The organism is Micromonospora sp. NBC_01412 (genome assembly GCF_045040215.1).
GTDB classification, from domain to species: domain Bacteria; phylum Actinomycetota; class Actinomycetes; order Mycobacteriales; family Micromonosporaceae; genus Micromonospora; species Micromonospora rubida.
Genome location: NZ_CP109528.1, coordinates 2,498,600 through 2,512,524, shown reverse-complemented (window position 1 = coordinate 2,512,524; position 13,925 = coordinate 2,498,600). Strand labels below are relative to the sequence as shown.

General features: G+C 74.2%; 11 protein-coding genes and 1 riboswitch. Of the genes, 5 read left to right on the top strand and 6 right to left on the bottom strand.

Annotation, left to right across the window (positions count from 1 at the left end; all coding sequences use genetic code 11):
* Positions 1 to 49: 49 nt before the first annotated feature.
* Both OG617_RS11440 and OG617_RS11435 read right to left on the bottom strand, forming a co-directional pair.
* Complete coding sequence (locus OG617_RS11440) at positions 50 to 760, bottom strand: hypothetical protein (RefSeq protein ID WP_405101115.1); 711 nt, start codon at positions 758 to 760, stop codon at positions 50 to 52.
* 120 nt (positions 761 to 880) lie between these two features.
* Positions 881 to 1,345, bottom strand: a complete 465-nt coding sequence (locus OG617_RS11435; RefSeq protein WP_405101113.1) for a hypothetical protein — start codon at positions 1,343 to 1,345, stop codon at positions 881 to 883.
* Positions 1,346 to 1,543: 198 nt separating this feature from the next.
* Positions 1,544 to 1,675, top strand: a riboswitch (SAM riboswitch).
* A 12-nt stretch (positions 1,676 to 1,687) separates the two neighbouring features.
* On the opposite strand from OG617_RS11435, the gene thrC reads away from it, so the two are divergent.
* The 3 genes from thrC to paaN all read left to right on the top strand — a co-directional run bounded on the left by thrC (position 1,688) and on the right by paaN (position 6,194).
* A complete protein-coding gene (gene thrC / locus OG617_RS11430) occupies positions 1,688 to 2,974 on the top strand; it encodes a threonine synthase (RefSeq protein ID WP_405101112.1) in 1,287 nt (428 codons plus the stop codon).
* A gap of 366 nt (positions 2,975 to 3,340) precedes the next feature.
* Positions 3,341 to 4,357: a GNAT family N-acetyltransferase gene (locus tag OG617_RS11425; RefSeq protein WP_405101111.1), complete on the top strand. Its 1,017-nt coding sequence runs from the start codon at positions 3,341 to 3,343 to the stop codon at positions 4,355 to 4,357.
* A gap of 163 nt (positions 4,358 to 4,520) precedes the next feature.
* Positions 4,521 to 6,194, top strand: a complete 1,674-nt coding sequence (gene paaN / locus OG617_RS11420; protein ID WP_405101109.1) for a phenylacetic acid degradation protein PaaN — start codon at positions 4,521 to 4,523, stop codon at positions 6,192 to 6,194.
* Between the two features lie 79 nt (positions 6,195 to 6,273).
* On the opposite strand, the gene OG617_RS11415 is transcribed toward paaN, so the two are convergent.
* On the bottom strand, positions 6,274 to 6,753 hold the full coding sequence (locus tag OG617_RS11415) for a GNAT family N-acetyltransferase (RefSeq protein WP_405103632.1): 480 nt from the start codon (positions 6,751 to 6,753) through the stop codon (positions 6,274 to 6,276).
* A gap of 338 nt (positions 6,754 to 7,091) precedes the next feature.
* On the opposite strand from OG617_RS11415, the gene OG617_RS11410 reads away from it, so the two are divergent.
* Both OG617_RS11410 and groL read left to right on the top strand, forming a co-directional pair.
* Entirely contained in the window at positions 7,092 to 7,295 is a 204-nt protein-coding gene (locus tag OG617_RS11410) for a cold-shock protein (RefSeq protein ID WP_007073263.1), read from the top strand.
* 921 nt (positions 7,296 to 8,216) lie between these two features.
* Complete coding sequence (gene groL / locus OG617_RS11405) at positions 8,217 to 9,839, top strand: chaperonin GroEL (protein ID WP_396677518.1); 1,623 nt, start codon at positions 8,217 to 8,219, stop codon at positions 9,837 to 9,839.
* Positions 9,840 to 9,914: 75 nt separating this feature from the next.
* Here the strand turns inward: groL and OG617_RS11400 are convergent, their stop codons facing one another.
* The 3 genes from OG617_RS11400 to OG617_RS11390 form a co-directional block, all read right to left on the bottom strand.
* Complete coding sequence (locus OG617_RS11400; RefSeq protein ID WP_405101106.1) at positions 9,915 to 10,160, bottom strand: hypothetical protein; 246 nt, start codon at positions 10,158 to 10,160, stop codon at positions 9,915 to 9,917.
* 204 nt (positions 10,161 to 10,364) lie between these two features.
* Positions 10,365 to 11,303 carry a GNAT family N-acetyltransferase gene (locus OG617_RS11395; protein ID WP_405101104.1) on the bottom strand — a complete coding sequence of 313 codons (939 nt, stop codon included), beginning with the start codon at positions 11,301 to 11,303 and terminating at the stop codon, positions 10,365 to 10,367.
* 117 nt (positions 11,304 to 11,420) lie between these two features.
* Positions 11,421 to 13,913: a S8 family serine peptidase gene (locus OG617_RS11390; protein WP_405101102.1), complete on the bottom strand. Its 2,493-nt coding sequence runs from the start codon at positions 13,911 to 13,913 to the stop codon at positions 11,421 to 11,423.
* Between the last annotated feature and the right edge of the window lie 12 nt (positions 13,914 to 13,925).

Genomic DNA, 13,925 nt, shown 5'->3' with positions numbered 1-13,925 from the left:
GGGCGGTGTCCGGAGTGCGAGGACATCGCCCCGCTGGCAGCGCGATCCGCTATGGCTTGTACGGCGCGTCGGTGTGGCTGACCTCGGTGAACGTGGTTCCGGAGAGCTGGTAGTACGAGGTGCGCCGGATGTCCAGCTCGGCCATGCTGCGGTCGGCGGAGCGGGTCAGCCAGACGACCTTCGCCTTGCCGCCCGACACGGTGATCGAGACGACCGGGGTCCGGTCGTCCAGCTCGGCCAGGCTGCGGTAGACCGGCTCACCGTCGGCGTTGCGCCACACCACCAGCGTGTGGAAGGTGCCGCTGCCCCCGCTGTTCAGGGTGACCGCGCCGACCGCGTCCGCCGCGCCGTCGCCGTCGAGGTCGCCGATCCCGCAGGGCTTCTGAAGGGTGACGGTGGCACCGTCCTCGCCGGACCAGACGCCCTCGGACAGCGGGAGGTAGTCGGCGTACCCCTGGTAGGGGACCTTGGTGCTGCCGACGTGGGCACCGGCGAGCTGCTTGCAGGTCAGCGCGGGCACCTTCTTCGGCGCGGGCTTCGGCGGCGCGGCGGTGGTGCTGGCGACAGTCGGTTCCGGCGGTGCGGCGGGGCCCGTCGTCGCCGGGGCCGGCTCCGGGCCGTCCTCCGCCGGGGCGGCCGGGTCGTCGGCGGCCGGGGCGGAGGTCGTACCCGCCGAGGAGGTCGACCCCCCGGGGTCGCAACCCGCGGTCAACAGGCAGGCCAGGGCGAGGATCGCGAGGCTGGGCAGGGTCCGGCGCATCGGCCAGTTCCTCTCTCGGGGGGTGGGCTTCCCGCACCGTAGCGGCCCCGCGCCACCCGGGTGATCAAGGCCTCGGCCGGGGCCCGTCGACGCAGGGGCCCGACCGGCGGGGCCACCCGGTCAGCCCCCGCAGACCCGCCAGTCGCCACCCTCCTTGACCAGGTTGATGACCCTGTTCCGGTCCGCGATCTTGATGGTCACCTCGGCGCTGGTGTCGCCGTTGGTGGTGGTGTGCACCTGGGTGTCGGTGACCTTGTACCCGTCCAGGGGTGGCTCGGCCTGCCGGGCCCGGGTGAACTCCGCCTCGGTCTGCCGGCCGCGCAGGCGCTCGCAGAGCCGGGCGTACGCGGCCGGGTAGTTGCCCGCCTCCACGTCGTCCAGGTACACGGTCGCGGCGTCCCGGGCCGGGGTGATGGTGCCCTGCACGGTGCGGAACAGCCAGAAGCCACCGCCGGCCGCGCCGGCGCAGCAGAGCAGTGCCACCACGGCGACCACGATGATCACGGTTCGGGTCGTCCGGCTGAGTCCGCGGGACTTCGGGGGTGGCGGTGGCCCGGGCATGCCGGGCATCGGGGGGTACGTCACGCGGTGAGCGTAGAAACCCCAGGCCACCCCGCACGCGGACCCCCCATTGCATCGACTGGGGCCGAATTTCCGAGCGGTGGTCACACCGACGCCGACGGTGACGGTGTGACTGATCTGCGTCCGCGAAATGGCCCACACGCTGAGAACCTCGGGTGGCGGCGCGGGGGATCCGCCGTAGACTCGTGCCCACAACTGAATACCTCATCCAGAGGGGCAGAGGGATACGGCCCGACGAAGCCCCGGCAACCACCCGCGCGCTCGACGACGAGCGGTGCGGACAGGTGCCAATTCCGTCCCCGCCGCAAGGTGCGATGCGGGGAAAGATGAGAGGACCTCCTCGATATGACGTCGACCCTCGCCGCGTCCGGCATCGACACCACCGCCAGCCCCGCCCGCGCCCTGGTCTGCCGGGCCTGCACCGCGCGCTACCCGCTCGCCGCGCAGCACGCCTGCTACGAGTGTTTCGGCCCCCTTGAGGTGGACTACGACACCGCCGCCCTGGCCCGGGTGACCCGCGAGCAGATCGAGGCCGGCCCGCAGAACATCTGGCGGTACGCCGCCCTCCTCCCGGCCGGCCAGGACCCGGCGACCCGGGTGACCGTCGACCCGGGGCTGACTCCGCTGGTCGCCGCGCCCAACCTCGCCGCCGAGCTGGGCATCACCGCCCCGCTCTGGGTCAAGGACGACAGCGCGAATCCCACCCACTCGTTCAAGGACCGGGTGGTCTCGGTGGCCCTCACCGCCGCCCGGGCGCTCGGCTTCACCCGGTTCGCCTGCGCCTCGACCGGCAACCTGGCCAACTCCGTCGCCGCGCACGCGGCCCGCGCCGGGGTCCCGTCGGTCGTGTTCATCCCCAGCGACCTGGAGGCGGGCAAGGTGGTCACCACCGCCGTCTACGGGGGCGAGCTGGTCGCCGTCGACGGCTCGTACGACGACGTGAACCGGCTCTGCGGCGAGCTGGTGGAGACCGACGAGTTCGAGGACACGGCGTTCGTCAACGTCAACGTCCGCCCGTACTACGCCGAGGGCTCCAAGACCCTCGGGTACGAGGTGGCCGAGCAGCTCGGCTGGCGCATCCCGGCCCAGGTGGTCATCCCGATGGCCAGCGGCGAGCTGCTCACCAAGATCGACAAGGCGTTCAGCGAGCTGGTCGAGATCGGCCTCGTCGAGGCCCCGGCCGGCGGCTGGAAGGTCTTCGGCGCACAGTCCGCCGGCTGCAACCCGATCGCCGCCGCCCTGCACGCCGACACCGACGTCATCACCCCGGTCAGGCCGACCGGCATCGCCAAATCGCTCAACATCGGCGACCCGGCCGCCGGCCTGTACGCGCTGGAGGCCGTCCGACGCACCGACGGCTGGATGGAGTACGCCGACGACGACGAGATCCGCGACGGCATCCGGCTGCTGGCCCGGACCACCGGGGTCTTCGCCGAGACGGCCGGCGGGGTGACCGTGGCCGTGCTGCGCAAGCTGGTCGAGTCCGGCCGGCTCGACCCGGCGGCGGAGACTGTGGTGTTCAACACCGGCGAGGGGCTGAAGACCATCGACGCCATCGCCGGCCAGGTCGGCCCGACCCACCGGATCAGGCCCTCGCTGCGCGCCGCCCGGGACGCCGGCCTGCTCGGCTGACTGTTCCATCGACCCTGGTGCGGCATGCGGCCCTTCCCCTGGCCTGCCCCGGAAGCGCCGCATGCCGCACCCCACCGCTCCGGACCCGACCGTCCGGTGGACGGGTTGATCCACCGGACGGGGGATGAGGCGGATCCACCGGGTAACGGACTTTTTGCCGTGGGTGAGAGAAACCCACCGCCGGGGACTTGACGGCAGGAACCGGACGGCGCAAGATGCTCGGTGCGGGAGGGCGTTTCGCCGAAGACTTTCAGTTCTTGCGACCCAACGCCGAAGGCGTTGTGCGATCGTCCCTCCCGACCACGTCCGATCGGGCCAGCGATTAATTCGCTGGCCCGATCGTCTTTCCCGGGTCACCCTCAGCCCATGGGCATCACGATCACGCCGGTCGACCCGGCCGACCAGGGCGCCGTCGACGCGGCGTACCGGATCAGGGCGGCGGCCGAGGCTGCGGACGTCCCCGACTTCCCGCCGCTGTGCCGGCGGCGGTTCGAGGCCGGGCTCCGCCACCCGATGCCGGGCGTGATGCCGGTCTGGGCGCTCGCCCGCCGCGACGGCGTGCCGGCCGGCTACCTCGGCCTGATCCTGCGGCAGCTCGACAACACCGACAACGCCACCGTGGACCTGTTCGTGGACCCCGAGCACCGCCGGCACGGGGTCGGCCGGGCGCTGCACGAGCACGGCCTGCGGGTGCTGCGCGAGCGGGGGCGCAAGCGGGTGGCCGGGATGGCCGTCTCGGCCCTGCCCGACGGGCCGGGCCGCGACGGGGCCGGCGGAGCGTTCGCCGCTGCGGTGGGCGGGCGACCGGTGCTCGCCCAGGTCCGCCGCCGGCTCGACGCCGCCCGGCTCGATCCGGCCGCGCTCGACGCGCTGCTCGCCGACGCCCGGCCCGCCGCCGGCTACCGCATCGTCCGCTGGCGGGGGCCCGCCCCCGAGGAGTACGTCGCCGACGTGGCCTACCTCGAAGGCCGGCTGATGACCGACGCCCCACTGGGGGACCTGGAGTGGGAGCCGGAGCGGATCGACGTCGAGCGGATGCGGGGCATGGAACGGGCGCTCGACGTCCGGGGCCGCCGCTGCTACCACCATGGGGCGGTGCACGTGGCCTCCGGCCGGCTGGTCGCCTGGACGCTGCTCGACGTCGGCCCCAGCGCGTCGTGGCACGCGTTCCAGCAGATCACCATCGTCGACCCGGCACACCGGGGGCACCGGCTCGGGCTGCTGGCGAAGGCGGAGAACCTGCGGTACGCCCTCGCCCACGAGCCGGAGCTGCGCTTCGTGGACACCTTCAACGCGGCTGCCAACGGGCACATGATCGCCATCAACGAGCGGCTCGGCTTCCGTCCCGTCGACGCCTGGACCGACTGGCAGCTCACCCTCTGACCGGCCCGCCGGTGCGACGCCCGGCTGTTCAGCGCCGCGCCGGCCCGGGCGGCGGCGTCCTCGACGAGCCGACCACCGGCCTGCACCTCGCCGACGTCCCGGCACGCCGACGGCGGTCGCCGGCCCCTACTGTCCGGTTCGCGGCTGGGGCATGATGGCTGGCATGACGGAGACCCCGCATCCCCTGCACGACAGGCACGCCGACACCCTCAACCGTGCGCTGACCGCGATCGCGGAGCGTGGGTACTGGTCCGCCTACCCGGAATCACCCAGCCCCCGGTTGTACGGCGAGACCGCCGCCGCCGACGGCAAGGCGGCCTTCGAGGCGTACCTGAACGGCGACTTCCCGCTCGACCAGCCGGGCGCCGGCGACCGGGTGGCCACCGAGGCGAGCCCGTTCGGGCTGGAGCTGAACGTCCGTTACCCGCATGCCGGCGCCGACGAGCTGGTCGCCGCAGCCTCCGCCGCGCTGCCGGCCTGGCGCGACGCCGGCCCGCAGGCCCGGGCGGGGGTCTGCCTGGAGATCCTCGACCGGTTGCACAAGCACGTCTTCGAGCTGGCCAACGCGGTGCAGTTCACCAGCGGACAGGCGTTCGTGATGGCCTTCCAGGCCGGCGGGACGCACGCGCTGGACCGGGCGCTGGAGGCGATCGCCTACGCGTACGCGGAGATGACCCGGCACCCGGGGACGGCCGGCTGGGAGAAGCCCGCCGGCAAGGGCGACCCGCTGCGGATGACCAAGACGTTCCACGTGGTGCCGCGCGGGGTGGCCCTGGTCATCGGCTGCAACACCTTCCCGACCTGGAACTCGTACCCGGGGCTGTTCGCCTCGCTGGTCACCGGCAACCCGGTGGTGGTCAAGCCGCACCCGCGCGCGGTGTTGCCGCTGGCCATCACCGTGCGCTACGCCCGGGAGGTGCTCGCCGAGGCCGGCTTCGACCCCGACCTGGTGCTGCTCGCCCCCGAGGCCCCCGGCGAGAAGCTCGCCTCGACGCTCGCCCTGCACCCGGCCGTGAAGATCGTCGACTTCACCGGCTCCACCGAGTACGGCGACTGGCTGGAGGCCAACGCCCGGCAGGCGACGGTCTACACCGAGAAGGCCGGCCTGAACACGGTGGTGATCGACTCCACCGACGACTTCGCCGGGATGTGCCGCAACCTGGGCTTCACGCTGACCCTCTACAGCGGCCAGATGTGCACCACCTCGCAGAACCTGCTGATCCCGTCCGACGGGATCGACACCGACCAGGGGCACAAGAGCTTCGACGAGGTGGCCGCCGGGATCGCCGCGGCGGTCGGCAAGATCACCGCCGACCCGGCCCGGGGCGTCGAGCTGACCGGGGCGATTGTCAACGACGGGGTGCTTGAGCGCCTCGACGAGGTCACCAAAGTCGGCGAGGCCGTGCTGGAGTCGCGGGTCGTCGAGCACCCGTCCTACCCCGGCGCGGTGGTCCGCACCCCGACGATCGTGAAGCTGGCGGCCGGCGACACCGGGACGTACTCGCGGGAGTGGTTCGGGCCGATCTCGTTCGTCATCGCGACCGACTCCACCGCGCACGGCCTGGAGATCCTGCGCTCCACGGTGGGGGAGAAGGGGGCGCTGACCGCGGCCGTCTACTCCACCGACGAGGCGGTGCTGGACACCGCCGAGGCGGCTGCGGTCGACACCGGGGTGCACCTGTCGTGCAACCTGACCGGCGGCGTCTTCGTGAACCAGTCGGCGGCGTTCTCCGACTTCCATGGCAGCGGCGCCAACCCGGCCGCCAACGCGGCCCTGACCGACGGCGCGTACGTGTCGAACCGGTTCCGCATCGTGCAGAGCCGCCGCCCCGCCTGACGGGGCGGGAAGGGGCCCTCTCGGCGCGCGGGGCGCCGGGCTGGGCCCCTGGGCGCCCACACCCCTCGGGTCGGGGTGTTCAGGCCGGGCGGCGCATCTGGAGCTCGCGCAGGGCGGGAACGCTCGGGTGGGGGACCCGGACGCCCGTGTCGACGAAGCCCAGCTTCTGATACGCCCGGTAGGCGCGGTCGTTGCCGACCACCACCTCCAGCATCAGCTCCGGCCGGCCGCACTCGCGGGACCAGCCGGCCACCGCGTCGACCAGTTCCGCGAGCAGGCCGGTGCCCCGCCGCTGCGGCGTGACGTAGACGGCGTACACCACGGTCAGGCCCGGCTCGTCCGGGGCGACCGTGCCGCCGGCGTGCCCCAGGAACCGTCCGGCGGGACCGCCGGGGCGGTCGGTGCCAGGGTCGGCGACGAACTGTGCGGTGTGCCGGCCGACGGCGACCGAGGCGATCCGGGCCGCGTAGTCGGCGTGCGGGCGGGCGGCGGCGTCCGCCAGGGTCTCCAGGAAGGCCAGCGGGGCGTCGGCGAGCATCTCCAGCCGCAGCGCGCGCATCCGGGCCGCGTCCCTCGGGGTCACCCGGCGGACGACGGCCGCCTGCGTGGCCGGAGCGACCGTCCCGTCCGGTGCGAGGCGCCCGGCGACCGACGGGCTGGAACCTGCTGTCATCCCGCATGCCTACCCCAGTGACGCCCGCCTATGTATCTCCGGGTGGAGGTCGGTCCGATATTGCCTGATTTGCGGTCGTGCGCCTCAGTGACGGCTCGTGTACCGTGCGATTTTGGTCACTGAATTCGGGGTCGTCGTCGACCCCGGAGCCGGTGGTCCGGGGCCGCCGGTTCGTGCCGGCGTCCAGCCGGGTTGGCAGGCCGCGCGACGTGAGGAAGTGCACCGTGGCACAGGGCACCGTGAAGTGGTTCAACGCCGAAAAGGGCTACGGCTTCATCGCCGTCGACGGGGGGCAGGACGTCTTCGTCCACTTCTCCGCGATCGAGATGGACGGCTACAAGGCGCTGGACGACGGACAGCGGGTGGAGTTCGAGATCGCCCAGGGGCAGAAGGGCCCACAGGCCGAGCGGGTCCGCGTAGTCGCCTGACCCTCCGACCAGGTCCGGGGCCCGCGGCTGGGCGGGCCCGGGCCGACCCGCCCGCGACCACGGCGACCGGGCACCCAGCCGGACGCGTCAGCCGGATGCGGTGGCCCCGGGCGGTACAGCGACGCGGGGCTGGGTCTCGACGCGGGGCGGGTTCTCCGGTGCGCAGGTGTGCTGCGCCGCGCAGACGGCTGCCCACCCCGCCCGGCGCCCAGTCGAGCCCCGCCGACGTCCCTGCCGATGCCCGCCCTGCTGCTGGCGGCCCGCCCCGTACCTCGATCCCCGGCCGTACCCCGCCAGCCCGCGCAAATTCAGAGAATCTGTGGCCTTTCGGCGCTCCATGACCACACGTTCTCTGAATTTGCGCCGATCGGGGGCGGGGGTCCGGCCCGTATCTCGGTTCCCGGCCGCACCTGGCCGCACCTGGCCCCGCCGCCCGGTGCGCCCCGCCGGGCCCGCAGCCCGACGGCTGCCTCGAGTTCCCCTGCCTGTCTGCCTGCCGGTCCGTGACGGTCGCGGAGCCGGTTCGGCGCGGCCGTCACGGACCCGAGCGGCAGGTGTGCGGTGGCCCGGTGACCGCCGTCCGGCAGGCGGGTGAACTTGGCCGATCCGGCGGGCGGACCGTGCTGGTCAGGGCGCGCGGGCCGGGCCCGGACGCGGCATCGTGCTTGCACTCGGCAAGGCAGAGTGCTAAACAGGTCATTGGCACTCGCATACCGTGAGTGCCAATGGTCGGGACGGTGGGGCCACGGGCTCCCGGCGGGCAACCGTCGGGTGGCACATGGCCGGTCGTCGCGGGCTATCCGGCCCGGCCGAGGAGACGTCGTCGTCGCCAGGTGGCGACGTCCCAAGGTGCGTACACCAGGCGGCCCATCCGGGACACACACTCGGGTGGCCCGTGAGTGTCCAGGAGGACAACGCCGTATGGCCAAGATGATCGCGTTCGACGAAGAGGCCCGCCGTGGCCTCGAGCGGGGCATGAACCAGCTCGCCGACGCCGTGAAGGTGACCCTCGGCCCCAAGGGCCGCAACGTGGTGCTCGAGAAGAAGTGGGGTGCCCCCACCATCACCAACGATGGTGTGAGCATCGCCAAGGAGATCGAGCTCGAGGACCCGTACGAGAAGATCGGCGCTGAGCTGGTCAAGGAGGTCGCGAAGAAGACCGACGACGTTGCCGGTGACGGCACGACGACGGCGACCGTCCTGGCCCAGGCCCTGGTCCGTGAGGGCCTGCGCAACGTGGCCGCCGGCGCCAACCCGATGGCCCTGAAGCGGGGCATCGAGGCCGCTGTGGCCAGCGTCTCGGAGGAGCTGTCCAAGCTCGCCAAGGACGTCGAGACCAAGGAGCAGATCGCCTCCACCGCCTCCATCTCCGCCGGTGACAGCACCGTCGGCGAGATCATCGCCGAGGCGATGGACAAGGTCGGCAAGGAAGGCGTCATCACCGTCGAGGAGAGCAACACCTTCGGCCTGGAGCTTGAGCTCACCGAGGGCATGCGCTTCGACAAGGGCTACATCTCCGCGTACTTCATGACCGACCCGGAGCGTATGGAGGCCGTCTTCGACGACCCGTACCTCCTGATCGTCAACAGCAAGATCTCCTCGGTGAAGGACCTGCTCCCGATCCTGGAGAAGGTCATGCAGTCGGGCAAGTCGCTGCTGATCATCGCCGAGGACATCGAGGGCGAGGCCCTGGCCACCCTCGTGGTCAACAAGGTCCGTGGCACCTTCAAGTCGGTCGCCGTCAAGGCGCCGGGCTTCGGTGACCGCCGCAAGGCCATGCTGGCCGACATCGCCATCCTCACCGGTGGCCAGGTCATCAGCGAGGAGGTCGGCCTCAAGCTGGACGCCGTCAACCTCGACATGCTGGGCCGCGCCCGCAAGGTCGTGGTGACCAAGGACGAGACCACCATCGTCGACGGTGCCGGCGACGCCGACCAGATCCAGGGCCGGGTCAACCAGATCCGGGCCGAGATCGACAAGAGCGACTCCGACTACGACCGCGAGAAGCTGCAGGAGCGCCTGGCCAAGCTGGCCGGCGGCGTCGCGGTGATCAAGGTCGGCGCGGCCACCGAGGTCGAGCTCAAGGAGCGCAAGCACCGCATCGAGGACGCCGTTCGCAACGCGAAGGCGGCCGTCGAGGAGGGCATCGTCCCGGGTGGTGGCGTCGCGCTGGTGCAGGCCGGCAAGACCGCGTTCGACAAGCTGGACCTCGTCGGCGACGAGGCGACCGGCGCGAACATCGTCAAGGTCGCGCTGGACGCCCCGCTGCGGCAGATCGCCGTCAACGCCGGCCTCGAGGGCGGCGTCGTGGTGGAGAAGGTCCGTAACCTGAGCCCGGGTCACGGCCTCAACGCCGCCAACGGCGAGTACGTGGACCTGCTGGCCGCGGGCATCATCGACCCGGCCAAGGTCACCCGGTCGGCGCTGCAGAACGCCGCCTCCATCGCGGCGCTCTTCCTCACCACCGAGGTCGTCGTCGCGGACAAGCCGGAGAAGACCCCGGCTGCCCCGGCTGGCCCGGGTGGCGGGGACATGGACTTCTGAGTCCAGCTCCACCGAACGCCGAAGGGGCGGGCCGCTGAAACGGCCCGCCCCTTCCGTCGTCTGCCGGCCCGCTTGTCACGTCGGCAGGGGCCGCTGGTTGCGTCGCTTCCGGGTCCGGTCGTACGGCGGGTGGATCCGGATCGGCTCGTCCACCAGGACCACGGGCTCCTCGGCCGGGGGCGCGTCGTCCTCCGTCATCTCCGCGAGCTGCTCGGCGTCGCCGTAGTCCAGCCGGTCGAACGGCAGCTGCCCCGGGATCTCCTCGACCGGCACCCAGGTGGCCGGCTGCGTGTCGTCGGTCTGCTCGTCGTCCGTGGTCATGACCGCCTCCTCTACCCAGACGGTAGGGGCCGTCGATGGCCGACGCGGCCGAACGGCGCTATACAGGCCCATGCCCGTTTCGTGCCCGGCCTGCCGGGCACGCAGCGCCCGGCTCGTCGCGCACCCAGCGCCCGGCCTGCCACACGTCGGCGCTCCGACCTGCTACGCCAGCCGGCGTCCCGTGGACCGGCCCGGGCGTCCCGCTCATCCGGCGGCCGGCAGCGCCTTTCGGTGCAGGAAGAAGACGCGCTCGATCCGGGCCCCCGCGCTGCCCGAGTAGAAGGACACCGGGCCCACCCAGCCGATCTGGGCGGATTCCACCCCCTCGGCCCGCTGGTCGCGCAGGCACCGACGCAGCAGCGCCCCACCGATCCCCGTGCTCTCCGCCTCCGGGGCGGTGCCCATGGGGCCGAACCAGCTCGGCCGGGACGAGCCCCAGGCGGCGAAGCCGAGAACCGTGCCGGCCCGTTCCGCCAGGTGCGCCCCGGCGCCGGGACGCCCCAGCGAACCGGCCAGCTCGCCGTCCCACGCGCCGCCGAAGGTGGACCGGGCGAACGCGGCCAGCGCCGGCAGGTCCGCCGGCTCCGCGCGCCGCACCGTGACGCCCCGCTCGGCCAGCCGCCGCTCCGCCGGCTCCGTCGTCCGCAGCGCGGGCGATTCGTCGTACGACAGGTCGGCCGTCATGTTCCACGCCGTGCGGTCCTGGGCGTAGCCGAGCGCCAGCGCGGCGCAGACCGCCGGGGTGTACCGCACGTCGATCCCCGGCCAGGCGTAGTACGGCGGGTTGCCGGCCAGCAGCACCTCGGTCGCGCCCCGTCCGGCGAGGAAGCGCTCGGCCCGGGTCAGCAGGGCCCGCCCGACGCCCCGGCGGCGCCGCTCGGGGGCCACCGCCACCAGGTCGACGTGCCCGACCGGGGGCTCCCCGCCGGAGAGCGAGGCGATCAGCACGCCGACCAGCTCCGTCCCGTGGTACGCGCCCAGCCCCAGCACCGTCCGGTCCGCCCCGGCGCGGGTGTGCAGGGTGTCCACCACGGCCGCCGCCTCGGCCGCGTCCTCCGGCAGGTCCAGCGAGCGCCGGCACAGGTCCACCACGGCGGGCAGCGCATCCGGGGTCAACTCGGCCAGGGTGGTCTCCACGTCCATGGTCGCCGACCCTAGATCACCGACCGCCCCACCGCACCTGCCGGCGTCCTGTCGCCCCGGGTGGCGGGGCGAGGGGCACTGCGAGGGGCGCCTCCCGTGTGTGGGCGTCGACGAGGGTCATCCGCCGCGGGCGGTGCGGACGGCCGCGTAGGCGTCGACGAGGCCGGCGCCGGTGATGTTCGCGTCGCCGCCGCAGGCGTCCGCCGGGTTGCGGGAGCGGTACGTCGCGCGGGCCGGGGTGGCGGTGTCCCGCAGGATCCGCCGGGTCCGGTCCAGGTCGCCCACCAGGGCCGGATTCGCCGACCACATCAGCGCCACCACCCCGGCCACCTGGGGCGTGGCCATCGAGGTGCCGTCCAGCGTGGCGTACGTGCTGCCTGGCATCGCGGAGAGCACCCCCACGCCCGGGGCGACCAGGTCGGGCTTGCTCGTGCCGGGCACCGGCCCCCGGCTGGAGAAGGAGGCGACCTTCCGGGCCCGGTCCACCGCCCCGACCGTGAGCACGTCCGGGTACGGCGCCGGGGGGTCCTCGATCGACCCGCAGCGCGGCCCCGTGTTGCCGGCCGCCGCGACGACGAAGATGCCGGCCGCGTCCAGGGCCGCCGTCGCCGGCCGCAGCGCCGCCGGGTCGCAGCCCTCGATCGGCGGGCAGCCCCACGAGTTCGTCAGCACCTGGGGGGCCCGCTCGGGCCGCCCGTCGGTGAACGGGTCGCCGCCGGTCGGGAACGGGGCCAGCATGAACTGGAGGCAGTCGAGGTAGCGGGCCGGGCTGCCGAGGTTGCGGTCCAGGTTCACGCAGCCGACCCAGCTGGCCCCCGGGGCCACCCCGATGCCGCCGCGCCCCACCGCGCTGCCCGTCGTGTGCGTGCCATGCCCGCCCTGGTCGGTCGGCGCCGTCGTGTGGTCCCACGGGTCGTACCAGGAGTCGTCGCCGCCCCGGAAGCCGGCGGCCAGCGCCGGGTGGCGGCCGTCCACGCCGGAGTCGGAGCTGCCCACCACCACGCCGGCGCCGGTCACCCCCAGCCCGGACCAGACCCGGTCCGCGCCGATCAGGGACACGTTCCAGGCCGGCCCGGCCGGCGCCGGCGCGTCGCCCCGGCTGGTCGGCGCGGCGGCCGGCAGCGGACGCAGCCGCTGGCTGACCAGCACTCGGGCCACCTCCGGCCGGCCGGACAGCCAGGCCCGCACGGCCGGGCCGCCGTCCACCTCGATCGCGTTGACCAGGTAGTACGGAGTCGGGCCGAGCCGCAGCCGGGCCAGGTCGCGGCGCAGGTCGGGCTGGGTGCGCTCGGCCGTGGCGACGAGCCGCCGGTAGACCTCCCCGGCCCGGGCGTCCCGGCCCGCCCGCCCCGGTGCGCCGGCCGGGATCCCGCTCAGGTCGGCCTGCTCGCGCAGCACCACCAGCAGCCGCTCGCCGTGCAGGCCGGGCCGGCCGGGCCCGAGGTACACCGCCGCCGCCCCGGCGAGCAGGACCACGGCCGTCGCCGCCGCCACCGGCCGGCTGGGCGTCCGGCCGCGCGGCCGGGCCAGCAGCAAGCCGTACGCGACGGACAGCACCGCGGCCACCGCGAGCCCGGCGGCGGCGGTGGCCGCCACCCAGTACGGCACGTCGCGAGTGGCCGCCAGGACGAGGGTGATCTCCTCCGGGTCGGCGAAGGCCAGCGGCCCGAACACGCCGAGCCCGACGAGCCAGCGCGCCGGGCCGGGCCCGGTGGGCCCGCCCGCGCGGACGGCGGGGGCCTGGAGGGCGGCCAGCACGAAGCCCAGCGGCGGCAGGGCCAGCAGGGCGGGCAGTTGCGCCCCGGACTGCCCGGCCCCGGCGGCGACGAGCAGCAGCGTCACCCCGGCGACCAGGCCGCCGACCAGCACCAGCCGGGCCGGCCGGGGCGGACGGCCGACCGCGAAGTGCGCCCAGAAGCGGGCGTCGAGCAGCGCCCCGGCGAGGACGCCGACCGCCGCGGCGGCGACCGCCGCGAGGACGGTCTCCAGCAGCCCCCCGAGCGCCCCGAACCACGCCCAGGGCAACACGGTCGCCACCCCGGCGGCCACCGCCAGCAGCGTCACCGTCCCGTCCCCGCCGGTGGCCGGCGGCGTCGGGCCGGGCCGTCCTGACGTGCCCGGTTCACCGACCGTCCCGGCACCCGGGGACGCCTGGGCGCGGCCCCGGGCGAGCCGGCCGACCACGGCGGCGAGCAGGCCGGCCGCCGGGGCCAGCGCGGCGAGGTACGCCTCGTGGTGCACCGGCGGCAGGGCACGCAGCAGGGTGAGCGCGCCAGCCGCCAGCAGCCCGGCGAGCCAGGCCCGGCCGGTGGCCCGGACCGCCCCGGACCGGGGCAGCAGCGTGAGCAGCAGCGCCGGCACGCCGGCCAGCAGGACAGTGACGCCGGCCACCACCGGCCAGAGCCAGACCGCCCGGTCCAGCCCGCTGGCCAGCAGGACCTGGTCGGTCAGCCAGCCGGCCAGCTCGGCGGGGACGGTGACCGCGACCGTCCAGCAGCCGACCAGCACCGCGGCCACCACGGGCCACGGGCCGGGGCGGGACGGCGGCGGCGGGCCCGGCACGGCCGGAGGGAAGGGCTGACCTGCGAACGGTGGGGGACCGACCTCCATGCCCAGACAGTA

What these genes read in the sequence shown, in the direction of transcription:
- OG617_RS11400 (WP_405101106.1), bottom strand. Translation starts at nt 10,160, where the DNA reads ATGACCACGGACGACGAGCAGACCGACGACACGCAGCCGGCCACCTGG.
- paaN (WP_405101109.1), top strand. Translation starts at nt 4,521, where the DNA reads ATGACGGAGACCCCGCATCCCCTGCACGACAGGCACGCCGACACCCTC.
- thrC (WP_405101112.1), top strand. Translation starts at nt 1,688, where the DNA reads ATGACGTCGACCCTCGCCGCGTCCGGCATCGACACCACCGCCAGCCCC.
- OG617_RS11425 (WP_405101111.1), top strand. Translation starts at nt 3,341, where the DNA reads ATGGGCATCACGATCACGCCGGTCGACCCGGCCGACCAGGGCGCCGTC.
- OG617_RS11415 (WP_405103632.1), bottom strand. Translation starts at nt 6,753, where the DNA reads ATGCGCGCGCTGCGGCTGGAGATGCTCGCCGACGCCCCGCTGGCCTTC.
- OG617_RS11440 (WP_405101115.1), bottom strand. Translation starts at nt 760, where the DNA reads ATGCGCCGGACCCTGCCCAGCCTCGCGATCCTCGCCCTGGCCTGCCTG.
- OG617_RS11390 (WP_405101102.1), bottom strand. Translation starts at nt 13,913, where the DNA reads ATGGAGGTCGGTCCCCCACCGTTCGCAGGTCAGCCCTTCCCTCCGGCC.
- groL (WP_396677518.1), top strand. Translation starts at nt 8,217, where the DNA reads ATGGCCAAGATGATCGCGTTCGACGAAGAGGCCCGCCGTGGCCTCGAG.
- OG617_RS11395 (WP_405101104.1), bottom strand. Translation starts at nt 11,303, where the DNA reads ATGGACGTGGAGACCACCCTGGCCGAGTTGACCCCGGATGCGCTGCCC.